Origin of the sequence: Streptomyces sp. NPDC057877 (genome assembly GCF_042796855.1) — a bacterium.
Taxonomy (GTDB): Bacteria; Actinomycetota; Actinomycetes; order Streptomycetales; family Streptomycetaceae; genus Streptomyces.
This window is the reverse complement of the sequence record NZ_JBHVMS010000003.1, coordinates 174124-198590: the sequence shown is the minus strand read 5'-3', so window position 1 is coordinate 198590 and position 24467 is coordinate 174124. Positions and strand designations below refer to the sequence as shown.

The 24467-nt window shown below is 71.2% G+C and carries 23 protein-coding genes and 1 tRNA gene; 9 read left to right on the top strand and 15 right to left on the bottom strand.

From position 1 onward, the window contains the following. Window positions 1-57 precede the first annotated feature (57 nt). The 3 genes from ACFVQG_RS08640 to ACFVQG_RS08630 all read right to left on the bottom strand — a co-directional run bounded on the left by ACFVQG_RS08640 (window position 58) and on the right by ACFVQG_RS08630 (window position 5678). Complete coding sequence (locus ACFVQG_RS08640) at window positions 58-849, bottom strand: glycosyltransferase family 2 protein (RefSeq protein WP_383378374.1); 792 nt, start codon at window positions 847-849, stop codon at window positions 58-60. Beyond that, entirely contained in the window at window positions 846-1457 is a 612-nt protein-coding gene (locus tag ACFVQG_RS08635) for a UTRA domain-containing protein (RefSeq protein ID WP_383378372.1), read from the bottom strand. The genes ACFVQG_RS08640 and ACFVQG_RS08635 overlap by 4 nt, the downstream gene beginning before the upstream one ends. A 165-nt stretch (window positions 1458-1622) precedes the next feature. Then, the gene (locus tag ACFVQG_RS08630; protein ID WP_383378370.1) at window positions 1623-5678 is read right to left on the bottom strand and encodes a hypothetical protein; all 4056 of its coding nucleotides are present in this window, start codon (window positions 5676-5678) and stop codon (window positions 1623-1625) included. A gap of 416 nt (window positions 5679-6094) precedes the next feature. On the opposite strand from ACFVQG_RS08630, the gene ACFVQG_RS08625 reads away from it, so the two are divergent. Then, the gene (locus ACFVQG_RS08625) at window positions 6095-6583 is read left to right on the top strand and encodes a MarR family winged helix-turn-helix transcriptional regulator (RefSeq protein WP_383378368.1); all 489 of its coding nucleotides are present in this window, start codon (window positions 6095-6097) and stop codon (window positions 6581-6583) included. Here the strand turns inward: ACFVQG_RS08625 and ACFVQG_RS08620 are convergent. From ACFVQG_RS08620 to ACFVQG_RS08585, 8 genes are all read right to left on the bottom strand, one after another. Continuing rightward, entirely contained in the window at window positions 6519-6896 is a 378-nt protein-coding gene (locus tag ACFVQG_RS08620) for an HGxxPAAW family protein (protein ID WP_383378366.1), read from the bottom strand. The two genes, ACFVQG_RS08625 and ACFVQG_RS08620, sit on opposite strands and share 65 nt — an antisense overlap. Window positions 6897-6965: 69 nt before the next feature. Further along, entirely contained in the window at window positions 6966-7265 is a 300-nt protein-coding gene (locus ACFVQG_RS08615) for an SCO5918 family protein (protein ID WP_383378364.1), read from the bottom strand. Window positions 7266-7287: 22 nt separating this feature from the next. Continuing rightward, on the bottom strand, window positions 7288-8685 hold the full coding sequence (locus tag ACFVQG_RS08610) for a DEAD/DEAH box helicase (protein ID WP_383378362.1): 1398 nt from the start codon (window positions 8683-8685) through the stop codon (window positions 7288-7290). A 192-nt stretch (window positions 8686-8877) separates the two neighbouring features. Then, entirely contained in the window at window positions 8878-9081 is a 204-nt protein-coding gene (locus ACFVQG_RS08605) for a cold-shock protein (RefSeq protein ID WP_010985872.1), read from the bottom strand. A gap of 196 nt (window positions 9082-9277) precedes the next feature. After that, complete coding sequence (locus ACFVQG_RS08600) at window positions 9278-9625, bottom strand: MerR family transcriptional regulator (RefSeq protein WP_383378360.1); 348 nt, start codon at window positions 9623-9625, stop codon at window positions 9278-9280. A gap of 555 nt (window positions 9626-10180) precedes the next feature. Further along, a tRNA-Pro gene (locus tag ACFVQG_RS08595) sits at window positions 10181-10254 on the bottom strand. A gap of 33 nt (window positions 10255-10287) precedes the next feature. Further along, window positions 10288-11064, bottom strand: a complete 777-nt coding sequence (locus ACFVQG_RS08590; protein ID WP_383378358.1) for a Pr6Pr family membrane protein — start codon at window positions 11062-11064, stop codon at window positions 10288-10290. Window positions 11065-11159: 95 nt separating this feature from the next. Beyond that, window positions 11160-12086: a metallophosphoesterase gene (locus ACFVQG_RS08585; protein WP_383378357.1), complete on the bottom strand. Its 927-nt coding sequence runs from the start codon at window positions 12084-12086 to the stop codon at window positions 11160-11162. Between the two features lie 109 nt (window positions 12087-12195). Between ACFVQG_RS08585 and ACFVQG_RS08580 the strand changes: the two genes are divergently transcribed. After that, a complete protein-coding gene (locus ACFVQG_RS08580) occupies window positions 12196-12660 on the top strand; it encodes a GatB/YqeY domain-containing protein (RefSeq protein ID WP_383378355.1) in 465 nt (154 codons plus the stop codon). Between the two features lie 210 nt (window positions 12661-12870). On the opposite strand, the gene ACFVQG_RS08575 is transcribed toward ACFVQG_RS08580, so the two are convergent. Continuing rightward, window positions 12871-15195: a transglycosylase domain-containing protein gene (locus ACFVQG_RS08575; protein WP_383378353.1), complete on the bottom strand. Its 2325-nt coding sequence runs from the start codon at window positions 15193-15195 to the stop codon at window positions 12871-12873. Between the two features lie 553 nt (window positions 15196-15748). Between ACFVQG_RS08575 and wblA the strand changes: the two genes are divergently transcribed. Further along, complete coding sequence (gene wblA / locus ACFVQG_RS08570) at window positions 15749-16087, top strand: transcriptional regulator WblA (protein WP_210923016.1); 339 nt, start codon at window positions 15749-15751, stop codon at window positions 16085-16087. Between the two features lie 314 nt (window positions 16088-16401). On the opposite strand, the gene ACFVQG_RS08565 is transcribed toward wblA, so the two are convergent. Both ACFVQG_RS08565 and ACFVQG_RS08560 read right to left on the bottom strand, forming a co-directional pair. Then, a complete protein-coding gene (locus ACFVQG_RS08565) occupies window positions 16402-17949 on the bottom strand; it encodes an ArsA family ATPase (RefSeq protein ID WP_383378351.1) in 1548 nt (515 codons plus the stop codon). Next, window positions 17946-18923 carry an ArsA family ATPase gene (locus ACFVQG_RS08560; RefSeq protein WP_383378349.1) on the bottom strand — a complete coding sequence of 326 codons (978 nt, stop codon included), beginning with the start codon at window positions 18921-18923 and terminating at the stop codon, window positions 17946-17948. The genes ACFVQG_RS08565 and ACFVQG_RS08560 overlap by 4 nt, the downstream gene beginning before the upstream one ends. Window positions 18924-19060: 137 nt before the next feature. Here ACFVQG_RS08560 and ACFVQG_RS08555 point away from each other — a divergent pair, with 137 nt between their 5' ends. From ACFVQG_RS08555 to ACFVQG_RS08540, 4 genes are all read left to right on the top strand, one after another. Then, window positions 19061-19222, top strand: a complete 162-nt coding sequence (locus ACFVQG_RS08555; RefSeq protein ID WP_003975360.1) for a DUF4177 domain-containing protein — start codon at window positions 19061-19063, stop codon at window positions 19220-19222. Further along, entirely contained in the window at window positions 19219-19686 is a 468-nt protein-coding gene (locus ACFVQG_RS08550; RefSeq protein ID WP_383378347.1) for a RidA family protein, read from the top strand. The genes ACFVQG_RS08555 and ACFVQG_RS08550 overlap by 4 nt, the downstream gene beginning before the upstream one ends. Window positions 19687-19844: 158 nt before the next feature. Beyond that, window positions 19845-20714 (top strand): NUDIX hydrolase, encoded by an 870-nt coding sequence (locus tag ACFVQG_RS08545; protein WP_383378346.1) that lies wholly within the window; start codon window positions 19845-19847, stop codon window positions 20712-20714. Next, on the top strand, window positions 20711-21541 hold the full coding sequence (locus ACFVQG_RS08540) for an MBL fold metallo-hydrolase (protein WP_383378344.1): 831 nt from the start codon (window positions 20711-20713) through the stop codon (window positions 21539-21541). Before ACFVQG_RS08545 ends, ACFVQG_RS08540 begins: the two co-directional genes overlap by 4 nt. Window positions 21542-21573: 32 nt before the next feature. Here the strand turns inward: ACFVQG_RS08540 and ACFVQG_RS08535 are convergent, their stop codons facing one another. After that, on the bottom strand, window positions 21574-22248 hold the full coding sequence (locus ACFVQG_RS08535; RefSeq protein ID WP_020129286.1) for a Crp/Fnr family transcriptional regulator: 675 nt from the start codon (window positions 22246-22248) through the stop codon (window positions 21574-21576). Window positions 22249-22578: 330 nt separating this feature from the next. Between ACFVQG_RS08535 and nth the strand changes: the two genes are divergently transcribed. Next, window positions 22579-23634, top strand: a complete 1056-nt coding sequence (gene nth / locus ACFVQG_RS08530; RefSeq protein WP_383378342.1) for an endonuclease III — start codon at window positions 22579-22581, stop codon at window positions 23632-23634. A gap of 103 nt (window positions 23635-23737) precedes the next feature. Next, window positions 23738-24433 (top strand): NUDIX hydrolase, encoded by a 696-nt coding sequence (locus tag ACFVQG_RS08525; protein WP_383378340.1) that lies wholly within the window; start codon window positions 23738-23740, stop codon window positions 24431-24433. Window positions 24434-24467: the final 34 nt, after the last annotated feature.

Genomic DNA, 24467 nt, shown 5'->3' with positions numbered 1-24467 from the left:
CGCGGGTCGGGATCGCGGGCGGGGACTTGATCGCGGGTCGGGATCGCGGGCAGGGACTCAATCGCGGGCAGGGACGGACAGAGCAGAGGGCGCGTACTCCCACGCCATCCGCCCCAGCGCCCGCGCCCGCGCCTGCACCACCGCCATCCGCGCCGCCCGCTCGGCGGGATCCGTGTGCGGGGCCTGCCCCGTGACCTGCCCGGCCCACTTGCGGTACAGCAGCCCGGTCTCCGCCGTGAACCACCCCCGGCTCACCGCGTCGAGGGCGAGCAGCAGCCCGGTGTCCTCCGAGGCGGGCAGCGCCATCCAGCCGCCGAGGGCGAGCAGCAGCCCGCGGCGGACGAAGAGGGTCGCGGGGTGGACCGGGGCGCGGTAGTCGTGCGCGGCCCAGTGGCCGAGCACGGTCCCGCGCTCGACCGGCCCCTCGGCGAGGTCGCCGGGGAAGCCGACCGTGGCGCCGTCGGGCAGCAGGTCCAGCGCCCGGGAGGTCGCCCACCCGAGCGCCGGATCGCCCTCCAGCGCCGCCAGGTCCCGCCCCAGCGCGCCCGGCGTCAACTGGTCGTCGGCGTCCAGGATCTTGACGTACTCCCCGTCGGCCCGCGCCAGGGCCAGCGTGCGGGCGACTCCGGGACCCCCGGCCCGCCCCTGCCGGAAGGTCACCCGGGGATCGTCGGGGACGTGCGGGCGTACGGCGTCACCGCCGCCGTCCTCCTGGACCAGCCACCGCCAGCCCCAGCCCCGCGGTAACTCCTGCGCGCACAGCGAGGCGTACGCCTCCGGCAGGAAGCGCGCGGAGGGGGCGTGCACGGCGGTGACGACATCGACGTACCGGCGCACCGGCCCGCTCACCACCTCTCCAGCGGCGTGGTGAACCGCAGCTCCGTGCGGTCCCCGGGCAGGGTCACGTCGGTGACGTCGACGACCCGGTCCTGGACGTCGTACGAGATCTTGCGGAGCGCGATCACCGGTTCCCCTGGTGGTAGTCGGAGCCGCCGGGTCTCCTCGGGCGTGGGCGGGCGGGCGGTGAGGCGTTCCTCGATGCGGTCCAGTTCGATGCCGACGGTGTGGAGCTGGCTCTGGGTGCCGCCCGGCCAGGGTTCGTTGGTCTCGTCGAGGAGGGCGGGGTTGGCGGCGATCAGATCGCGGCGGAGGTAGGAGGTGCTGAGGCTGAAGGGGGCGCCCTCGGTGGCGCACCGGGTGCGGTAGGCGCGCTCCAGCAGGGCGGTGCCCTCCGGGACCCCGAAGGCGTCGGCGAGTCCGGCATCCGCCTTGGTTTCGCGGTAGCTGGCGTGGAAGACGAGGTTCCGGGAGTCCAGGCCGGTGTCCCGCTCGGTCGCCCCCGTCCGTCTGCGCAAATCCTCCGGCTGCCGGGCCCGGTCCTTCTCCCACTGGTGGCGCCGGTTGTCGCGGACGGCACGGGTGCGCGGTCGCCGGTCTTCCTCGTAGGCCTCTGCCACGGGTGCTCCGATCCGTCGGACGGTCACCTGCCCTGCAAGATCACCTTACGACGCCCGCGACGGCCGGGCACGAAAGCGCCCGATCGCTGACGACGGGGGATACACCAGCGATCGGGCTGAACCAAGACTAACAAGGCCGCGAGCGGCGCGGGAGTCCCGAATCCCTCATTCGACGCACGGAGGGTCGTACGAGAGGCGGGGCAGGTACTCCCGCCACTTGTCCTCGGTGAGCACATTCCGCGTGGTGGAACAGATACGGCGGATGGCGTCGTCGGCGTCGAGGTCCCACAGCCGGACGGTGTCGGTGCCACTGGAAACGCCCAGCATGTTGGTCCTGGGGCTGAAGGAAAGGAAGGTGCCGGTGCGGGCGTTGGGGCTCATGGACTGCCCGATGGACCCGGCGTCCTCGGGGTGCTCGACGTCCCAGAGGCGGACGGTGTTGTCGTTGCCGCCGCTGGCGAGGGTCTGGCCGTCCTTGCTGAAGGTCAGGGACACCAGCGCCTCGGTATGACCCGTAAGAGTGGTGAGCGCCTCGGGCGCGTCGACGTCCCAGAGGCGGACCGTGTTGTCGTCGCTGCCGCTGGCGAGCGTGCGGCCGTCCGGGCTGAAGGCGAGCGCGTTGACGGGACCCCGGTGCCCCCTCAGGGGGACGGTGCCGAGCGGGCCGGGCCGACGCGGGTCGGCGACCTTCCACAGTCGTACGGTGTGGTCCGCGCCGCCGCTGGCGAGGGTGCGGCCGTCCGCGCTGAAGACGAGGGCGTTCACATACCCCTTGTGGCCGGTGAGGGGGGTGCCGAGCGGGCGCGGCCGGGTCGGGTCGGTGACGTTCCACAGCTGGATGGTGCGGTCGGTGCGGGCGGTCGCCAGGGTGCGCCCGTCGGGGCTGAACGCCAGCGCGTCCGGGCCCGCGAACCGGGTCTGCAGGGCGACCGGTGGTCCGTAGGCGACGGGTCGGCCGGGGTCGGCGACGTTCCACAGCTGCACCGCGCGGTTGCCGATCAGCACCGCGAGGATCCGGCCGTCAGGGGAGTAGGCCAGCGTCCGCAGACCACCGTCCCCGGCCATGAAGGGCCTGCTCAGCGTCTTCGGCTGGTGTGGCGCCCGGACGTCCCACAGCCGGATCCGCCCGTCCCGCGCGGCCGTGGCGAGCACCTGCCCGTCCGACCGGAACACCCCGCTGCGGCCGATCATGTCCGCGGTCGGTATCGACCACAGCCGGACCTTGCTGTCCCCGCTGCCGGTGGCGAGGGTCCGCCCGTCGGGGCTGAAGCCGAGCGCGTACATCTCCCCGCTGCTGCCCGCGAGGGGCTCGCCGACCTGCGACGGGTAGGCCGGGTCGCTCACGTTCCACAGGGAGGCCGTGCTGTCCGCGCTGGCCGCGGCGAGCATGTCGCCGTCCGGGCTGAAGGCCACCGACCAGATGGGTCCGGTGTGCCCGGTGAGCGGCGCCCCGAGCGGCTTGGCGTCCCGGGGGTCGCCGACGTCCCACAGCCGTACGGTGTCGTCCGAGCTGCCGGTGGCGAGGGTGTGGCCGTCCGGGCTGAAGGCCACCGAGTGCACCGTGTCGGTGTGGACGGCGGGCGGCTCGGGAAGCTCCCGGGGACGGCGCGGCTCGTGCACGTCCCACAGCCTGAGCGTGCCGTCGTCGCCCCCGGCCACCAGCGTCCCGCCGCCCGGGCTGAACGCCACCGACCGTACGGCGGCGGAGTGCCCGGTCAGCGGCTCGCCGAGCGGCTTGGCAGCGCCCGGATCGCGTACGTCCCACAGCCGGACGGAGCGGTCCTCGCTGGCGGAGGCCAGGGCGTGCCCGTCCGGGCTGAACGCGAGCAGGTACACCGTGCCCCCGTGGCCGGTCAGGGGCTCGCCGAGCGGCAGCGGACGCTCGGGGTCCCGTACGTCCCACAGCCGGACCGTGCCGTCGTCCGAGGCGCTGGCGAGGGTGCGGCCGTCCGGGCTGAACACGGCCGTGCTGACCCAACTGCCGTGCCCGGTCAGCGGCTTGCCCAGGGGGCGCGGGCGGCTGGGGTCGGACACGTCCCACAGCCGTACGGTCCGGTCGTAGCTGGCCGTGGCCAGGAGCCCGCCGTCGGGGCTGAAGGAGGTGAGGTAGACGGCGCCGGTGTGACCGGCCAGGGGGGTGGCCAGGGGGGCGTTCACTATCGAGATCAGGCGGTTGCGCGTGCCCTCGTCGCCCGGTCGCAGCCGGTGCGCCACCAGCGCGATCTGCGCGGACAGCGACGGATCGGCGTCCTGCACCCGGTCCGCCTCGGCGACCACCTGCTCGAACACCGCGTCGTCCCGCTCCTGCCAGGCGACCACCGCCGCCCCGACCGCCAGCACCGACAGCACCACCAGTGCCGCCACGGCGGCCCGGGTGATGATCAGCGTCCGGCGCCGCAGCCGTACCGAGGCGGCCAGGAACTCCACCGCGCTCCGGGTCAGGAAGGTGTCCCCGGCGGACCTGGCCCACCCGTGCGCCTGCTCCAGCCGGGAGCCCCGGTACAGCAGCGAACTGTCCCGTCCGCCGTCCTCCCAGGCACGCCCGTCCTCTTCCAGCCGCTGCCGCAGCAGGTGGCCGCCGCGGTCCTCGTCGATCCAGTTCCGCAGCCGCGGCCAGGCGTGCAGCAGCGCCTCGTGGGTGATCTCCACCGTCTCCGCGTCGAGCGTCACCAGCCTGGCCCTGACCAGGGCCTCCAGCGACTCCTCCGTCTTGCCCGGGTCCGTCGACTCCGCCGACAGCTGACGGCGGGTACCGCGCCTGCGGGTGGCCTGGGTGTCCTCACCGAGCCTGACCAGCCGGAGCAGCAGCAGCCGCGCGGCGGTGCGGGCGGCCGGGTCGAGGCTGGACCAGGCCCGCTCGGCGGTCGCCGCCACCGCGCCCTGGATGCCGCCCGCCGCCCGGTAACCGGCCAGGGTCAGCCGCCCCGCCTTGCGGCGCTGCCAGGTCGCCAGCAGCGCGTGCGAGAGCAACGGCAGCACACCGGCGTCATGCGTCCCGCGCGGGCCGTCGGCGCTGACCTCGCGCACGATCAGCTCGGCCAGGCCCGGCTCCAGCTCCAGGCCCACGGCTTTGGCTGGCCCGGTCACCGCCTCCCGCAGTTCGGTGGTGGTCAGCGGGCCCAGCACCATGTGCCGGTGCTGCAACGCGTCGGCCAGCTCGGGGTAGCGCAGGCACTGCTCGTAGAAGTCGGCGCGGATGCCGAGGACGACGAGGGCGGGGGCGGGCTGGTCCGCGTCCTCGGGGGTGCTGATGGCGTGCAGGAGCCGGATGAAGGTGCGGCGCTCGGTCTCGTCGGAGCAGAGAGTAAACGTCTCTTCGAACTGGTCGACGATCAGGACGGGGAGATGTGGGGCGTCGGGGGAGGGGGTGGTGGCGTCCTGGCGGGTGGTGGCTTCGGGGGCGGTGACGGCGTCGCGCCCGGTGGCGGCCTCACGGGCGGCGACGGCCTCACGGGAGAGGGCGGCCTCGCGGGCGGTGACGGCCTCGCGGGCGCGTCGGTCGAAGTCCTCGGTGGGACCGGTCCCCGGGTCGGGAAGGTCCGCCAGGCCGGGTATCAGACGGGTCAGCTCCTTCAGCGGGTCACCGCCGGGAACGAGCTGCATCACCTCCCGCGAGGCGTCGCGCAGGGCGGGCACGAGCCCGGCGTTCAACAGCGAGGACTTCCCGGCGCCGGACGCCCCGACGAGCATCACGAGCCCGCCGCCGCGCTCGGCCGCGCACAGCTGACGGACGAGCGCCTCGGTGCTGCGGCCCCGCCCGAAGAACCACCGGGCGTCCTCCTGCCGGTAGGAGGCGAGCCCGCGATAGGGACAGACCCCGCCGGGCACGGCGGCGCTGTCCCGCTCCTCGTCCCTTTCCTCGGAGGGGACGTCGGCGCCCGCCGGATTCCCCACGGCGGCCTCCCACAGCCGCTGCCACTGACCGAGGTCGTACAGCCCCGGGGAGACGGGGGTGGGCCGCAGCCGCCGGGCGTCGGGGATCAGTACGTGCAGCACCGCGGCGAGGGCGGTGAACTGGGCCGGTACGTTCCGCGCCCGCCGCCAGTCGCTGATCCGCTGCGCGGAGACCCGTACGGGCCGCCCCCGCTCGTCCACCCGCTGCAGCCGGACGACGGCCTCGGCGACCCGCTTGAGGGGAGGATTACCGGCCTCCTTGTAGAGCAGCGCAAGCCGCTCCGCGAAGGCGGTACGTGCCCCTGAGTCGGAACCCAAGGCCTCCACCCCTCACTTCCTCGGTAGTTGAACACCAGCAGAGCATCCGGACCGGAAAACTCACCCTATACGCCTGACCTGCGCCGAAGCCTCGTTCCGGACACCGGAACCTCCTCATCCAGGACACCGGATGGCAGGATCCAGACGTAGTAGCACCCAGTGACGGAACGGTGACGGCAATTCGATCATCGTCTCCCTCCCCGGGGCGAGCCCCGCCCCACCGACGGTCCGTTCCGCGACGCCGACCCGGTACGGACCACTCCCACCCGCACCGTCTGATACCGGTCCCCACGAGGGGAGGGACCGGTACCGGACGGTGCGGTGTGTGTGTCCGTCCCGGCTGCCCGGCCCGGACGCGGTGGGCGGGATCCATGCCATGATCGGGGTCCGAGAGCGGACCGGGTGGCGGAATCGTAGGTGCGGTGATGGAGGGCAAGGCACGCCCGGCGGCGACGCCCGAGCAGGCGCTGTACGCCATGGACCGGCTGATCGCGCTGGCACAGTTCGGCCAGCAGGACATCGCGTCCCGCTTCGGTCTGAACGTCACGGACGTCACCTGCCTGGGCTTTCTCATCGAGGCCGCGGTGGCGGGCGACCGCCTGGGCGCCGGAGACCTGGCGGCGCGGGCCCGGCTGACGACCGGCGCGGTGACCGGCGTACTGAATCGACTCGAAAACGCGGGCTATATCCGCCGCGAGCCCGACGCACACGACCGCCGCCGCGTCTGGGTCACCCTGGAGGACTCCGCCCAGGCCCGCGTCCTGGAGGTCTACGGTCCCTTCTACGACCGTCTGGGCGCCCTCTTCGCCGACTACACGGACGACGAGATCGCGGTCCTGGCGGACTGGTTCAGCCGTGCGACGGCGGCGATGCGGGAATCGCTGGACGAGATCCGGTCGGCGGGGCGGGACTGACGGCCAGGGGCCGCCGCTTCCGTCCGGCGAGTCGGCATCCCGGACAGTCCGCGTGCCCGGTCATCGGATCCCGCGCCCGCCAGTCCCACTCCTCGCGCGCCCGGGGCCCACTGGGCTTCCCCCACCCCGCGAGGTGCAGTGCCCAGGTGACCAGCGCCCCGGCCGCGACGACGCCCGCCCCGAGCAGCACCCCGGCGGGCCGGGCGGCACACAGACTTACGCCCGCGACCGCGCACCCGGCCAGGCATGACGCCGTGCCGGTCCACCCGGCGAGGGTGTGCCCCATGTCGTGGTCGCCATGGAAGTCGCTCATGGCGATCAGCGTAACTTATTTATCTCGCGAGCTAAGAAGCTTTCGATGTAAGGTAACTGGGCTGCTTGCTCAGAGGCCGGTACTGGAACTGCCAGTGGTGTGGCTACCGGGGTTGTGGCTGCCCGCGTTGAGGCCGCCCGCGTTGTGGCAGACGAAGCCCAGCCGGGTCAGCGCGCGGTACATCTCGCCGGTGGTGATGTCGCGGCGATCCTGCTTGGTGATCACTTCGCCGACCTGGATGACGGGGTAGACATGGCCGCCGATGGTCACGGACACCCCGGTGACGGGTTGCGGGCTGACGCCCTCCATGGACCGTTCGACCTCGCTCTTGAGCAGGTCGAAGGAGAAACGTGCGATGACACAGCGCATGATGCTCACCAGGACTTTCCGGTCAGGTGCGGTGTGCCTTCCTCGGGTTCGAGGAAGGCCGACGGCGGCGTCCGGCCCGGCCGCGGCCGGGGGTCCCGGTCCGCGCGGGCTGTTCCACCACCGGGGCGGTGACGGTGACGGGCACCCCGGAGGGGGTGCGGGCGCCGGTGATGCGGTGCAGTTCGGCTTCGCCCGGCCGTACCCGGGTGCTCCGGGCCGTGATCCCGGCGTCGGCCATCAGACGGTCCACGGCACGGCGCTGGTGCGGCAGGACGAGGGTGACGACGGTGCCGGACTCACCGGCGCGGGCGGTACGGCCGCCGCGGTGGAGGTAGTCCTTGTGGTCGCCGGGCGGGTCGACGTTCACGACCAGGTCGAGATCGGCGACGTGGATGCCCCGGGCGGCGACGTTGGTCGCCACCAGGACCGTGATGTGGCCGTCCTTGAACTGGGTGAGGGTGCGGGTCCGCTGCGGCTGCGACTTGCCGCCGTGCAGGGCCGAGGCGCGCACCCCGACGGACAGCAGATGCCTGGCCAGCCGGTCGGCGGCGTGCTTGGTGTCCAGGAACATGATCACGCGCCCGTCGCGGGCGGCGATCTCGGTGGCGGCGGTGTGCTTGTCGGTGTCGTGCACATGCAGCAGGTGGTGCTCCATGGTGGTGACGGAGCCCGCGGCGGGGTCGACGGAGTGCACGACGGGGTCGTGGAGGTAGCGCCGTACGAGCAGATCGACGTTGCGGTCGAGCGTGGCCGAGAACAGCAGCCGCTGACCGCCGGGCGCCACCTGGTCGAGCAGGGCGGTCACCTGGGGCAGGAAGCCCATGTCGGCCATCTGGTCGGCCTCGTCCAGCACGCTGACGGTGACCCGGTCCAGACGGCAGTCGCCCCGGTCGATGAGGTCCTTGAGCCGCCCGGGCGTGGCGACGACGATCTCGGCACCGTCGCGCAGCGCGCGCACCTGCCTGCTGATCGCCATCCCGCCCACCACGGTGGCCATCCGCAGCCGCAGCGCCCGCGCGTACGGGGTGAGCGCGCCGGTGACCTGCTGGGCGAGTTCACGGGTGGGCACGAGTACGAGGCCCAGCGGCTGCCCGGCGTCGGCCGTCTGCCCGTCCAGCCGGGCCAGCAGCGCCAGCCCGAAGGCCAGCGTCTTGCCCGACCCGGTACGCCCGCGCCCCAGCACGTCCCGCCCGGCCAGGGCGTTCGGCAGCGTGGCCGCCTGGATCGGGAAGGGCTCGGTCACGCCAGCCGCGCCCAGGGTGGTGAGCAGCCGCCCCGGCATGTCCAGTTCAGCGAAGTCCGCCACGGCGGGCAGCGGTTCGGTGAGGGTGACGGGCGGGGCGAATTCGCCTGGCCGACCGGAGGCGGCCCGAGGCGTCTTGCGGGTCGTCTTGCGGGTCGTCTTACGGCCACGGTTCATGACGGGGAGAACCCTTCGTCGATGCGGCACGTATCGAGGAAGGGTCCCAAGACTGAGCCGAAAGAAAATACGGAAAACCCGCCGACCGGGTGACGAGGACTAACGAGCGGCGTACGGGCGGGTGATGGGGAGTAAAAAGAACGGGCTGGGCCCGCGCCCAAAGAGCGCGACCCAGCCCGTTCCGCGTCCGCGTCAGGCAGGAACGATGTTCTCGGCCTGCGGGCCCTTCTGGCCCTGCGTGACGTCGAAGTTCACCTTCTGGCCCTCCTGAAGCTCGCGGAAGCCGGAGGTGGCGATGTTCGAGTAGTGGGCGAACACGTCAGCGCCGCCGCCGTCCTGCTCGATAAAGCCGAAGCCCTTTTCCGCGTTGAACCACTTCACGGTGCCAGATGCCATATTGAATCTCCCTTGGGGCAGTGCCGGAATCCGCACTTTACGGAAACCGAGTCGCCGCGATGATCACCCCTCGAAAGATGTAACCAAAACTGCAACTGGTATCACGCTAACACAAGCCCGGGCGAAAACCACGCCCCAATCTCGGCCCCGACAAATACCTGAACCGCCGACGGTACCCATTCCTGCACCGGCGACTCTAGATTCGCGCGCCGCCGTCACCGTCGTCCCCCAGCCTCTGACGCATCTCCGCGTTCTCCCGGAGGGCGTCCCCGAGCTGATCCTCCAGGACGAGGATCCGGCACGCGGCCTCGATGGGAGTCCCCTGATCGACAAGCTCCCGCGCCCGCCCGGCGATGCGCAGCTGCCGACGGGAGTACCGACGGTGCCCCCCCTCCGACCGCAGCGGAGTGATCAGCCCGGCCTCACCGACGGCCCGTAGGAACGCGGGCGTGACACCGAGGATGTCGGCGGCCCGCCCCATGGTGTACGCGGGGTAGTCGTCATCCTCGAGGTTCCCGCCACCAGGGGATTTCTGAGCAGGCATAACACCTTCGCACGAGAGACACGGCCAGAGACCCGGCGGCAACCCTAACGCGCCCACGCCGCGGACATCTGCCCCGGCCACAACAGATTCGCGCTCCGGCCACCCGGACACGGCCGTCCGACGGTCCGGACGGGGCTCCCCCAACCTGCCGCCGACCGCCCCGACGGGCTTGCCGCCCCCCACGGACAGGCCTCTGACCTGCAAACCCCGACGGACGGACCGGCCAGGCCCCGCAGGACGGCCTGGACCTCCGAACCTGACGACTCCCTGAGGGGCCTGCTGATGATGCGGAACCATGCCCTGAGCGAAGGCCACGCCCTGTGCGCTGTGAGCCCCGGCGGAACTGGCGCTAGGCGACCCGGCCCCGCCGGAGAACCGGCACGGGACCCCCACACCCAACAAGACCAAGAGAGACGTCAACGGCGATCGCACCAACCACCGCCCCGGCCGCACACGCCGGATCAGCTTGTTCGGCAACCCCTCAGCAGCCCAGCAGAAACGACTCAGGGTCCCGACCCGCTGAGCGGATCAGGACCCTGATCTTGTACTTCACTGTCGGGGTGGCGGGATTTGAACCCACGACCTCTTCGTCCCGAACGAAGCGCGCTGCCAAGCTGCGCTACACCCCGATCGTCGCTGCTGTCGCGGCGACGACGTTTACTTTAGCCCACCGGTGGCTGGAGACGAAATCCGGTTTTGGAGTGGGGGCGGACCGGGTTCGGGCGGAGGTGGTCGAGGGCGATGAGGAGGACGGCCAGGGCGTAGCAGGAGAGGCCGAGGAGGAGGGCGTTGCCGAGGGTGCTCTTGTAGCCGTGGGCGGCGATGTCGAGGAAGGGGTAGAGGTAGCGGTCGGGGGCGTTGGCGGGGAGTAGTTCGCCGCGGGTGATCGTGAAGGCCAGGTAGGCCAGGGGGTAGAGGAGCCAGGTGCTGGCTCGGCGGAGGTGGAGGCGGGCGGGGGGTGTGAGGAGGAGCCAGTCCAGAAGGGCCGCCAGGGGGAGGGCGGTGTGGATGAGGTGGTCGGCCAGGGTGGTCTGCCAGGAGGTGGGATCGGTCGCGCCGGAGAAAGGGGGTGCCGAGGTGGCCAGTAGGTGGTGGGTCAACGCGGCGATCGTGACGTAGAGGAGTGTCGCGCCCCTCAGGGTGGCGGGGAGCGGGCGGCGGGCCGTCCAGGAGCGGCGGGCCGACAGGGCCAGGACTGCCGTCAGGAGGATCGTGCTCTGGATGGAGAAGAGGCTCAGTACCGGGAGAGGGCTTCCGTGCAGGAGTGCCAGGGTGGTCGCCGCCGCTGCCGTGAGCGCCGTCAGGAGGCGGAGTGTGGCCGCCACGGGGCGGCGTACCGGCGGCATCACCGCCGAGGCCGGGACGGGGGGCGGGAGCAGGCCGGGTACGCCCGGGATCGCGGGGAGGTCCGGGATGTCCCTGGGTATGGGGGCGGTCATGCCCTCAACGTAGGGAAAACGGGAACAGTGGGCGATTTGGGTGGGCCGGGTGGGTTATGGCGGAGTCCATCCGGCCGCCCTGCTGCCCGTCCGTCTTACTCGCGGCCGACCAGCGTCATCAACGTCGCCTCCGGCGGACACGCGAACCGCACCGGCGTGTAGCGGCTCGTGCCGCAGCCCGCCGAGACGTGGAGGTGGGACGTGCGGCCCTGCGCCGTGTGCGTGGAGAGGCCCTTCACGCGGTCCGTGTCCAGGTCGCAGTTGGTGACCAGGGCGCCGTAGAAGGGAATGCACAGCTGGCCGCCGTGGGTGTGGCCAGCCAGGATCAGGGGGTAGCCGTCGGCCGTGAAGGCGTCCAGGCTGCGCAGGTACGGGGCGTGCACCACGCCCATCGAGAAGTCGGCGGAGCCCGAGGGGCCCCCGGCCACCTCCTCGTACCGGTCCCGCTTGACGTGCGGGTCGTCGACGCCGGTCAGCTCCACGGACACGCCGTCGATCTTCAGCGTGCCGCGGGTGTTCGTCAGGTTCAGCCAGCCAGCGGCGTCGAAACCGTCCCGCAGGTCCTCCCACGGGTTGTGGACGACCCCTACGGCGGCGGCGTTGCCGTTCAGGCCGTGGCGGCCCTGGACCTTCTCGACCAGGTAGCGGCCGGGGTTGCGCAGGGTGGGGCCGTAGTAGTCGTTGGAGCCGAAGACGTAGGCGCCCGGATAGTCCATCAGGGGGCCGAGGGCGTCCAGGACCTCCGGTACGCCCTGCGGGTCGGACAGGTTGTCGCCCGTGTTGATCACGAAGTCGGGGCGCAGTCCGGCCAGCGAGCGCAGCCAGCGCTGCTTCTTGCGCTGGCCGCTGACCATGTGGATGTCGGAGACGTGCAGGATGCGCAGGGGACGCATGCCCGAGGGCAGGACCGGGACCGTCACCCGGCGGAGGCGGAAGGAGCGGGCCTCGAAACCCGCGGAGTAGACGAGACCGGCGGCCGCGACCGCCGTAATGCCCAGGGGGACTCCGTATCGCGCGCGCATGTGTCCATCGTCTCAGACCGGGAGGGTGTCCAACGTCAGCCCCCCCGTCTGCCGGTCCACGGGAAAACCAACGGGCGTACGGGTGTCCACACCTGCGACAATCAACCCCATGACCACGCTCAAGTCGAAGCTTCAGGAAGACCTCAACGCCGCGATCAAGGAGCGCGATGAGCTGCGCTCCTCGACGCTGCGGCTGACGCTGGCCGCGATCACGAAGGAGGAGGTCGCGGGCAAGGCGAAGCGGGAGCTGTCCGACGACGAGGTCCTCAAGGTGATCACCAAGGAGGCGAAGAAGCGCCGGGAGGCCGCCGAGGCCTTCGCGCAGGGTGGTCGCGCCGAGAGCGCCGAGCGGGAGAAGGCGGAGGGCGAGGTGCTCGCCGCGTATCTGCCCCAGCAGCTGTCCGACGACGAGCTGCGGGAGATCGTCGCCCAGGCCGTCGCGGAGGCGAAGGCGGCGGGGGCGGAAGGGCCGCGGGCCATGGGCGCCGTCATGAAGATCGTCAACCCGAAGGTGGCGGGGCAGGCCGAGGGCGGCCGGGTGGCCGCGGTGGTGAAGCAGCTCCTCGCGGGCTGAGTGACGTGCCTGTGGGAGGGGCCTAGGGGCCTCAGGGTTACCTCCGCAGTGCCTCGGCACGCGCATCGTGCCCTGTCTACGAGTTCTACCCTCTGGACGACATCCGTCAGCACTACGCCTGCAGCCGTGCGTCTGCGCGTACGGCGGTGGGGGCGCCCCCAGTGATCAGGGGCGCCCCCACCGCCGTATCGCGGACTGCTCCGACGACTCCTACGGCCAGTTGCCGCCGTTGCCGTTGCCGTTGTTCCCCGCGCTGTCCGTGCCCTCGATCCAGCCCTCCGGGATGGAGAAGGTCGGGGACGGGGAGGTCGTGCCGCCGGTGTCCGTGCCGCCCGTGGCCGTGCCGCCGTTGGTCAGGCCGCCGATGAGGCCCTCTATGGCGTTGCCGCCGTTGCCATTGCCGTTGTCGTCACCGTTGCCGTTGTCGTTGTCCTCGTCGTCATCGCGGTCCCGGTCGCGGTCGCGCTCCTCGGGCTCGGGGATGTCGACGTAGGTGAAGTCGGAGACGGGCTTGGACTCCAGCGCGCCGGTCATCATGTCGCGCCAGATGGGGCCCGGGACCGCGCCACCGAAGACCTTGTCGTGCCACACCCCGCCGATGGTGATGTCGACCATCCTCCGCTCGTGCGCGGGGTCGCCGACCCAGACCGCACCGGCCAGGTTCGGCGTGTAGCCGACGAACCAGGCGGCGTAGCGCTCGTCCGTCGTACCCGTCTTACCGGCGCTGGGGCGGCTGCCGAGGCCCGCCTCGGTGCCGGTGCCGTCCTCGACCACGCCGCGCAGCAGGGTGTTGATGGTGTCGGCGGTGGTCTCGGACATGGCGCGCGAGCAGGTCGACTTCGGCACGGCCAGCGACTTCGACTTCTCGCCGATCTTCTGGCTGATGGACTCGATCGCGATCGGCGTGCAGTACATCCCGCGCGAGGCGAAGGTGGCGTAGCCGCCCGCCATGGTCAGCGGGGACATCTCGGTGGAGCCGAGGGCGATCGACGGGATCTGCTGGAACTCCTTGCCGCTGGCCGGCATGACGCCCATCTTCTCGGCCATCTCCGTCACCGGGCAGATGCCGATCTCGCTGATCAGCTCCACGTAGTAGGTGTTGACCGACTTGGCGGTCGCCTCCTTCATGGAGTACGGGCCCACCTCGGACTCGTTCTCGTTGGTGAGCTTGACGCCCTTCTCGTTCCAGGTCTTGCCGTCGCACGCGGTGACCGGGCTCGGGTACTCCATCTCGTACGGCGAGGCGTACGACTTCGTCGCCGGGATGCCGCCCTCTATGGCGGCGGCGGCCACGATCGGCTTGAACGTCGAACCGGGCTGGTAGCCCGCGCCGCCGCCCATCGCCTGGTCGACGGAGAGGTTGATCTGCGTCTCGTTCTTGCCGAAGCCGTACGGCCGGGACTGGCCCATGCCGAGGATCTTGCCGGTGCCGGGCTCGACGATGGCCGCGGCGGTGGCCACGTCGTCGCCCTGGTTGACGTGGTCCTTGATCGACTGCTGGACCGAGTCCTGCGCCTTCGGGTCCAGGGTGGTACGGATCGTCAGGCCGCCCTGGTTCCAGATCTTGGCCCGGTCCTCCTTGGTCTTGCCGAAGACCGGGTCGTTCAGGAACACCTCACGGACGTAGTCGCAGAAGAAGCCCGCGCCCTTCACGGCCGTGATGCAGCCGTTCTTCGGCTGGCGGACCTTCAGACCGAGCGGCTTCTCCTTCGCCTCCTTGGCCTCCGCCTGGGAGACGTCACCGACGTCGGCCATGCGCTGGAGGACGACATTGCGCCGCTTGGTGGCCTCCGCCTCGTCGTTCACCGGGTCGTACCGGCTGGGCGACTGGACGATGCCCGCGAGGAGCGCCGCCTCCTGGAGGTTGAGGTCCTTGGCCGACTTGGAGAAGTAGCGGCGGGCGGCGGCCTCGACGCCGTAGGCCTGCTGGCCGAAGAACGTGATGTTCAGGTAGTTCTCGAGGATCTTCTTCTTGCCCAGCTCCTCCTCGACCTGGATCGCGTACTTCAGTTCGCGGATCTTGCGGCCGATGGTCTGCTGGGTGGCCTGCGCGACCTTGGTCGGGTCGTCGCCCGCCTCCTCCACGAAGACGTTCTTCACGTACTGCTGGGTGAGGGTGGAGGCGCCCTCGGCGACGCCGCCGCTCTGCGCGTTCTTGTTGAGCGCGCGCAGGACACCCTTCAGGTCCACCGCGCCGTGCTCGTAGAAGCGGGAGTCCTCGATCGCGACGATCGCCTTCTGCATGTACGGCGAGATGTCCTTGAGGTCGACCACCGTGCGGTCGCGGGAGTAGACGGTGGCGATCTGGCCGCCGTCGGCGTCGAGGATGGTGGTGCGCTGGCTCAGTGGCGGGGTCTTCATGTTCGCCGGGAGCTCGTCGAAGCTCTCCACCGAGCCCTTCGCCGCGAGACCGAGGGCCCCTACGGCGGGCAACGCGATGCCCGCCATGAGGGCTCCCGCGAGCACACTGACACCGAGGAACTTCGCGGCCTGCTGCGTTGGCGACAGACCACCGCCCGAGCGCTTCTTTGGCATGAGGGCAGCCTAATCCGTAGAGATGAGCGACCGAGGGAGCGGTCCCCTTGGCACGCCCCCTCACTGGTTACGGCACGGCAAAGTGGCCTGTCTAGGTTCCCATTCGCCGGACACGCACACAGGCCTTGGCCTAAGCTGCTCTCAACTGTCACAGCAGTGCGGTCACGTATCAATACGTCCGGCGACCCCGAATCGTTCCGGATCTCCTCGACTTTTTCGGTTTTTGCCGTCTGAGGTACGTCGAGGGCGTGTGGGAGGTGTGTGGGGGCGCCTCCGGGGCGTGTTGGGGCCGTGCCCGAATCAGCCTTGTGTGTCACCTGGCGTCCGTTGTGGCTCAACAGGACCGTCCCGCTTTGCCGGGATTGTCGCGCATGTCGCCAGCTCACTCCCGCGGGTGATCTGCCGCTTACCCATAGTCCGTTCGGGCCATTCAAGATTGGGCCCGAAGGGGGTGTTGCGCTGTGCCCACCTTCCGTAACGTCCTCAACTGGCGGCGGTGAATATGCCGCTGCCGCCGTGGGGGAGCCTCGATTCGGGAGAGGACGGCGCCGGTATGGGCTGGGTAACCGACTGGAGTGCGCAGGCGGCCTGCCGCACTACCGATCCGGATGAACTGTTCGTTCAGGGAGCAGCGCAGAACAGGGCCAAGGCGGTGTGCACCGGATGTCCGGTGCGGACCGAATGCCTGGCCGACGCGCTCGACAATCGCGTCGAGTTCGGCGTGTGGGGAGGCATGACGGAACGGGAGCGCCGCGCACTGCTGCGCAGGCGACCCACCGTGACCTCCTGGCGCCGGCTGCTGGAGACCGCGCGTTTGGAGTATGAGCGGGGGGCCGGGCTGGTTCCCCTCGACAGTGACGAGGTGTACGAGAACTATGCGGCGGTGAGCTGAGGGGTAGGTCCAGGTTCCCCGAGGTTCCCCTGGTATTTCGGCTGGTGTCGTGGCCGCTGTCCTGGCTGGTAGCTCGGCTGGTGTTCTGGCCGCTGTCCTGGCTGGTATTTCGGCTGGTGTTCTGGCCGCTGTCCTGGCTGGTATTTCGGCTGGTGTTCTGGCCGCTGTCCCGGCTGGTGTCCCGACTGTTATGTCGGTGCATACCGGTACATACCGGCTCGGTGCAAGCGCGACCTCGTGCCTGGGAATCAGTGTCTGGCTCAGGCAGTCGGGCTCAGACGCTCATTCCGGCCTGTTCGGGTGTTTTCGGGTGCTCAGGGCGTTCCGTGCGTTTCGTGCGTCTCTGGCAGCTCCGGTCGATGCGCCGCGAGCCGGTCGCCGATGTCCCGTAGTCCCGCCAGGTCATGCACATCGCCGGGCAGCGCGGCCACCTCGGCCACCGCTACCTCGGGGTGCAGCGAGGTGAAGCGGTCACGCGTGCGCTGCTCACGGGAGAGCAGCCGCATCCGCTCGGCGTGCAGCCTCAGCAGGCCCGCGGTGAGCTGGTCGACGGATCGCTCCGTGTCGGTGACGACGGGCGTCGCGTCCTCGGTGTCCGCAACCTCCGCGACCCTGGTGGTGGTGCCTGCGGCGGCGGGGGAGCCTCCGTCGGGACCTGGGCCGGGAGCCGAACTGCCGGACGTGTCGGGGGAGTTACGAAGTCCAGCTTTCCCCTCCACCTGATCCACAATGCGGGTCTCGGCAAGATTTTCCTCGGCACCGGACTCGTCGAGGTCGGTCTCCGCCGTATCCGGCTCGTCCAGACCCAGTTCCTCCGCGTCCAGTTCCTCCGCGTCCAGTTCCTCGGCGTCCAGCTCCTCCGCCGCGGCCAGCGCCCGCTCGGCCGACAGCTGGGCCGCGCCGCTGCCGTGCACCCGGTTGAGGACCAGACCGGCCAGCGGCATGTCCTCCGCGGCCAGCCGCTCCACGAAGTACGCCGCCTCGCGCAGCGCGTCCCGCTCCGGCGCGGCGACGACCAGGAACGCCGTGCCGGGTGCCTGGAGCAGCTTGTACGTCGCGTCCGCGCGGGTCCGGAAGCCGCCGAACATCGAGTCCATCGCCGCCACGAAGGTCTGTACGTCCTTCAGCAGCTGACCGCCCAGCAGCTTGCCCAGTGCGCCCGTCATCATCGACATGCCGACGTTCAGGAATTTCATGCCCGCGCGGCCACCGACCTTCGCCGGGGCCAGCAGTACGCGGATCAGCTTGCCGTCGAGGAAGGAGCCGAGCCGCTTGGGCGCGTCCAGGAAGTCCAGTGCCGACCGGGACGGCGGCGTGTCGACGACGATCAGGTCCCACTCGTCCGTCGCCCGCAGCTGCCCCAGCTTCTCCATCGCCATGTACTCCTGCGTGCCCGCGAAGCCCGCCGAGAGTGACTGGTAGAAGGGGTTCGAGAGGATCGCGGCCGCCCGCTCGGGGTCCGCGTGCGCCTCGACGATCTCGTCGAAGGTGCGCTTCATGTCGAGCATCATCGCGTGCAGTTCGCCGTCGCCCTCCACGCCCTTCACCCGGCGCGGGGTGTTGTCCAGCGAGTCGATGCCCATGGACTGGGCGAGCCTGCGGGCCGGGTCGATGGTGAGGACGACCACCTTGCGGCCCCGCTCGGCCGCCCGCAGCCCCAGCGCCGCCGCGGTGGTCGTCTTCCCGACGCCGCCCGCGCCGCAGCAGACGACGATGCGGGTGGCCGGGTCGTCGAGCAGGGGGTCGACGTCGAGGGTGCGCATGGGGGAGAGGTGGTGGGGATGGGTGCCGTCGTGCCCGCGCGTGCCGCCGTACGGATGGTGGTCGCCGTGCTGGTGGTGCTCGGCCGGTTCCGGGCTCATGACATCCCCTGCTTCCGCAGCTCGGTGGCCAGTTCGTACAGACCCGCCAGGTCGATGCCCTCGGCGAGCAGCGGCAGTTCGTGCAGCGGCAGGTCCAGGTCGCCCAGGACGGCGCGCTGCTCGTGCTCCAGCGCATACCGCTCGGCGTACTCCTCGGCCTGCGTCAGCAGCGGGTCCACCAGCCGCTCGGCATGCTGTCCGCGGCGCGCCCCGCCCAGTCCGGCGGCCGACAGGGACCGGGCCACGGCGGGCCTCGGCACCATCCGCAGCAGCTCCAGCTCGTCCTCGTCCAGTACGTCCGGACGCACCATGTTCACGATGACCCGGCCCACCGGCAGCCGTGCCGCGCGCAGTTCGGCGATGCCGTCGGCGGTCTCCTGGACGGGCATCTCCTCCAGCAGCGTCACCAGGTGCACCTCCGTCTCCCGCGACTTCAGCACCCGCATCACGGCCTGCGCCTGATTGTGTATCGGGCCGATCTTCGCGAGCCCGGCGACCTCGTCGTTGACGTTCAGGAAGCGGGTGATGCGGCCGGTCGGGGGTGCGTCCATGACGACGTAGTCGTAGACGAAGCGGCCGTGCTTGTCCTTGCGGCGGACCGCCTCGCAGGCCTTGCCGGTCAGGAGTACGTCGCGCAGGCCGGGCGCGATGGTGGTGGCGAAGTCGATCGCGCCGAGCTTTTTCAGGGCCCGTCCGGCGCCGCCCAGTTTGTAGAACATCTGGAGGTAGTCCAGAAGGGCCAGTTCGGGGTCGATGGCGAGGGCGTACACCTCCCCGCCGCCGGAAGCCACCGCGATCTTCCGTTCCTCATAGGGCAGCGCCTCCGTTTCAAAGAGCTGTGCGATGCCCTGCCGACCCTCGACCTCGACGAGGAGCGTCCGCTTCCCCTCCGTGGCCAGGGCCAGCGCGAGGGCGGCGGCGACCGTCGTCTTGCCGGTCCCGCCCTTGCCGCTGACGACCTGGAGCCTGCTCACGTCTTCGAGCGTAACCAGTTCCCGCCCGGGCTACGCCGCAGGCTGTGGATAACTGCCCACTCGGTCGGACAAGTGCTCGAACACGGGGTGTGTGGGGCCTGCGGGAGTGCTGGTCCGCAGCGGATACAGTCAGCCTCATGACCAAGTGGGAATACGCAACCGTGCCGCTGCTCGTCCACGCCACGAAGCAGATCCTGGACACCTGGGGCGAGGACGGCTGGGAACTCGTCCAGGTCGTGCCCGGGCCGAACAACCCCGAGCAGCTGGTGGCCTATCTGAAGCGGGAGAAGCAGGCATGAGCGCGGTCGAGGCGCGCCTCGGCGAGCTGGGCCTGACGCTGCCGGACGTCGTCCCGCCGCTGGCCGCGTACCAGCCCGCGGTGCGGTCCGGCCCGTACGTCTACACGGCGGGCCAGCTGCCGATGGTGGACGGCAAGCTTCCGGTCACCGGCAAGGTGGGCGCGGAGGTCACGGCGGACGAGGCCAAGCAGCTCGCCCGCACCTGCGCCCTGAACGCCCTGGCCGCCGTGAAGTCGGTCATCGGCGATCTGGACCGCATCGCGCGCGTGGTGAAGGTCGTCGGCTTCGTCGCCTCGGCCCCCGACTTCACCGGCCAGCCCGCCGTCCTGAACGGCGCGAGCGAACTCCTCGCCGACGTCCTGGGTGACAAGGGCGTGCACGCGCGCAGCGCGGTGGGTGTCGCGGTGCTGCCGCTGGACGCGCCGGTGGAGGTCGAGATCCAGGTGGAGGTGACGGGGGCGTAGGCCCTCGCGCGGTCCTGAGCGGGGACCGTGGGGGCCGACCTGCTGTGGGAAGCCGTCGCGTGGTCCCGCGCGGGTGACCGCAGGCCGCCTGCCGCCCCGCGGGGGACAGGTGATCGTCGCCTCTCGAACATCCGCGCACTACGGGATAGCCTCCGGCCATGGCGAACGGTCAGTGGTACCCCCCGGAGTGGCCGGACCGGATCCGCGCGCTGGCGGCTGGCACCCTCACACCGGTGACCCCGAAGCGCGCGGCCACCGTGATGCTGCTCAGGGACGGTGACACCGGTCCCGTCGTCCACATGCTGCGCAGACGCGCCTCCATGGCCTTCGCCGGGGGCGCGTACGCCTACCCGGGCGGCGGCGTCGACCCCCGCGACGACGACCGGCACATCCGCTGGACGGGCCCCACGCGCGCGTGGTGGGCGCGTCGGCTCGGCGTCGACGAGGCGGGCGCCCAGGCGATCGTCTGCGCGGCCGTACGGGAGACGTACGAGGAGGCGGGCGTCCTGCTCGCCGGGGCCGCGCCCGACGCCGTGGTGCGCGACACCACGGGCGCCGACTGGGAGGCCGACCGCGCGGCGCTGGTCGCCCGGGAGCTGTCCTTCGCGGAGTTCCTGGACCGCCGCGGCCTGGTCCTGCGCTCCGACCTGCTCGGCGCCTGGGCCCGCTGGATCACCCCCGAGTTTGAGTCGCGCCGCTACGACACCTGGTTCTTCGTGGCCGCCCTGCCCGAGGGTCAGCGCACCCGCAACGCCTCCACGGAGGCGGACCGCACGGTGTGGATACGACCGGCCCAGGCGGCGGCGTCGTACGACAAGGGCGAGCTGCTGATGATGCCGCCCACCATCGCGACCCTGCGCCAGCTGACCCCGTACGCCACGGCCGCGGACGCCCTCGCCGGGGCCCCGGAGCGGGATCTGACGCCGGTGTTGGCCGAGGCGCGCATCGAGGGCGGCGAGATCACGCTCTCCTGGCCCGGCCACGACGAGTTCACCAAGCACATCCCGACCGGTGGAGCCCCCGCATGACGGACGCAAGCACCCTTCCCGGCCAGCCGCGGGGCGGTGTCCGCACGGGCTCCGCCACCGAGCGGGCTGTCAACGTCCTCGCGCCCAACGCCTCCGCGATGACCCTGGACGGCACGAACACCTGGATCCTCGCGGAGCCCGGGTCCGGTCTCGCCGTCGTGGTCGACCCCGGCCCGCTGGACGAGGGCCATCTGCGGCACGTCGTCGAGACGGCGGAGGCGGCGGGCCGACGCGTCGCCCTGACGCTGCTCACGCACGGGCACCCCGACCACGCCGAGGGCGCCGCCCGCTTCGCCGAGCTGACCGGCACGAAGGTGCGGGCCCTGGACCCGGCGCTGCGCCTGGGCGACGAGGGGCTGGCCGCCGGGGACGTGATCCGCGTGGGCGGTCTGGAGCTGCGGGTCGTCCCGACGCCGGGGCACACCGCCGACTCGCTCTGCTTCCATCTGCCCGCCGACCAGGCCGTGCTGACCGGCGACACGATCCTGGGACGCGGTACGACGGTCGTGGCGCACCCCGACGGCCGCCTCGGCGACTATCTGGACTCCCTGCGCCGTCTGAGGTCCCTCACGGTCGACGACGGCGTGCACACCGTGCTGCCGGGCCATGGGCCCGTCCTGGAGGACGCCCAGGGCGCCGTCGAGTACTACCTCGCCCACCGCGCCACCCGGCTCGCCCAGGTCGAGACGGCCGTCGAGGACGGCTACCGCACCCCGGGCGAGGTCGTGGCCCACGTCTACGCCGACGTGGACCGCTCACTGTGGCCCGCGGCGGAACTGTCCGTCCGGGCCCAGCTGGACTACCTGACGGAGCACGGGCTCATCTAGAGCCCGTGCCGTACGAGGCCCGTACGGGTGGGTCAGCGGGACCGCTTGGCCAGCCGCTCCACGTCCAGCAGGATCACGGCCCGCGCCTCCAGGCGCAGCCAGCCGCGCTGGGCGAAGTCCGCGAGCGCCTTGTTGACCGTCTCGCGCGAGGCGCCGACCAGCTGGGCCAGCTCCTCCTGCGTGAGGTCGTGGACGACGTGGATGCCCTCCTCGGACTGCACGCCGAAGCGGCGGGAGAGATCCAGCAGGGCGCGCGCGACACGCCCGGGGACGTCCGAGAAGACCAGGTCGGACATCGCGTCGTTGGTCTTGCGCAGGCGGCGGGCTACGGCGCGCAGCAGCGCGGTGGCCACCTCGGGGCGCGCGTTCAGCCAGGGCTGGAGGTCGCCGTGGCCGAGGCCCAGCAGCTTGACCTCGGTGAGCGCGGTGGCGGTCGCGGTGCGCGGGCCCGGGTCGAACAGCGACAGCTCGCCGATGAGTTCACTGGGGCCGACGACGGCCAGCATGTTCTCGCGGCCGTCGGGGGACGTGCGGTGGAGCTTGACCTTGCCCTCGGTGACCACGTAGAGCCGGTCGCCCGGGTCGCCCTCGTGGAACAGGGAGTCACCCCGCGCGAGGGTCACCTCACTCATGGAGGCGCGCAGCTCCGCGGCCTGCTCGTCATCGAGCGCCGCGAAGAGCGGGTTACGCCGCAGAACGTCGTCCACGAGTTCTCTCCTTGTCGACCTGCTCAGGGGATCTTTCTCCCCCTTGGTACCAGGGGACCGTGGTGCCCATTTTGCCGGACGGTCCAAACAGTGTGATCTGTCACAAGGATGCCGCACGTGTGTCGCCTGGTAAGCGGCAGGGGTCCAATTGGGGGCTGATCTACAAGGTCCGGGGCGGATGTCGGTGCCTGGCCTTAGGCTGGCCGGGTGTCCAAATCGCCGGTGAGAGCACAGGCCTAGGGGGCTGCGCTGATGGGTGTACGTCGCGATTCCGCTGTGGGCGAACAGGGTCCCGATGGTGGTAGGAAAGCGAAAGAAGCGACGGAGGCGATGAAACGGACCTCGGCGAAGAAGTCGACGCCAGTGCAGAAGCGGACGGCGACGGAGGAGACGACCACGGCCGCGGGGTCGTCCACGGGGGCCGCGGTCGCGCGGAAGTCCGCCAAGAAGCCCTCCGCCACAGCCAAGAAGCCCCCCGCCCCCGCCAAGTCCCCCTCCGCCCCCGTCAAGAAGTCCGCCCCGCCCAAAAAGGTCGCCACCGCCCCGAAGAAGGCCGCCGCCGCCGTCAAGGGCGTCGCCCCGGCGCAGACCGTCGCCGCGCGTCCGCCGAAGGGTGAGTCCCGTACGGCGCTGGTCCGCCGTGCCCGTCGTATCAACCGCGAACTCGCCGAGGTCTACCCGTACGCCCACCCCGAACTGGATTTCGAGAACCCCTTCCAGCTCGTCGTCGCCACGGTGCTCTCCGCCCAGACCACCGACCTGCGCGTCAACCAGACCACCCCGGCGCTGTTCGCCAAGTACCCGACGCCGGAGGACCTGGCCGCCGCCAATCCGGAAGAGGTCGAGGAGATCCTGCGGCCGTGCGGGTTCTTCCGGGCCAAGACCAAGTCGGTGATAGGGCTGTCGAAGGCCCTGGTGGCGGACTTCGGCGGCGAGGTGCCCGGTCGGCTCGAGGACCTCGTGAAGCTGCCCGGCGTCGGCCGCAAGACCGCGTTCGTGGTGCTCGGCAACGCCTTCGGACGGCCCGGCATCACTGTGGACACGCACTTCCAGCGGCTGGTGCGGCGCTGGCAGTGGACCGACGAGACCGACCCCGACAAGATCGAGGCGGCCGTCGGCGCGCTGTTCCCCAAGGGCGACTGGACGGACCTGTCGCACCACGTGATCTGGCACGGCCGCCGCATCTGCCACGCCCGCAAGCCCGCCTGCGGAGCCTGCCCCGTCGCCCCGCTCTGCCCGGCGTACGGCGAGGGCGAGACCGATCCGGAGAAGGCGAAGAAGCTCCTGAAGTACGAGAAGGGCGGCTTCCCCGGCCAGCGGCTCAACCCTCCGCAGGCCTATCTGGACGCCGGTGGCAGGCCCGCGCCCCCGCTGGGGGCCGGATGACGGGCCCGCGGCCGGTCCCACGGATCCCGCGCATCCCGGACTTCCCACTGGTGGAACGATCTCGACGGCCCTGGGCGTTGGAATGGGCAGAACGGGGGTGGCGATGACGCGCGCAAGCAATACGCGGGGCGGTTCGGTGGCGCTCAGCAAGGAAGGCCTGCCGGGCTGGCTCGACCCGGTGGTGCGGGCCGCGGAGACGGTCGAGCCGGTCCAGCTGAGCCGCTATCTGCCGCCGGAGGACGGCGCGGGGCGGCAGTCGGCCGTGCTGATCCTGTTCGGCGAGGGCGAGCGCGGTCCGGAGCTGCTGCTGATGGAGCGGGCCAGCTCACTGCGTTCGCACGCGGGCCAGCCGTCGTTCCCGGGCGGCGCGCTCGATCCGGAGGACGGCGATCCACAGGCCGACGGCCCGCTGTGGTGCGCGCTGCGGGAGTCCGAGGAGGAGACCGGTCTCGACCCGTCGGGCGTGCAACTCTTCGGTGTGCTGCCCAAGCTGTACATCCCGGTCAGCGGCTTCGTGGTGACGCCGGTGCTGGGCTGGTGGCGCCAGCCGAGCCCGGTCGGCGTGGTCGACCCGAACGAGACCGCGCGGGTGTTCACCGTCCCCGTGGCGGATCTCACTGACCCGGCGAACCGCGCCATGGCCATCCACCCGCTCGGCCACAAAGGCCCGGCATTCCTGGTCGAATCGGCCCTGGTGTGGGGCTTCACGGCCGGAGTCATCGACCGCCTGCTGCACTACGCGGGCTGGGAGCGGCCGTGGGACCGCGACCGGCTGGTCCCCCTCGACATACGGTCATGACAGGGTGGGCGCCGTGTTGTGTACTCCCGGGGGA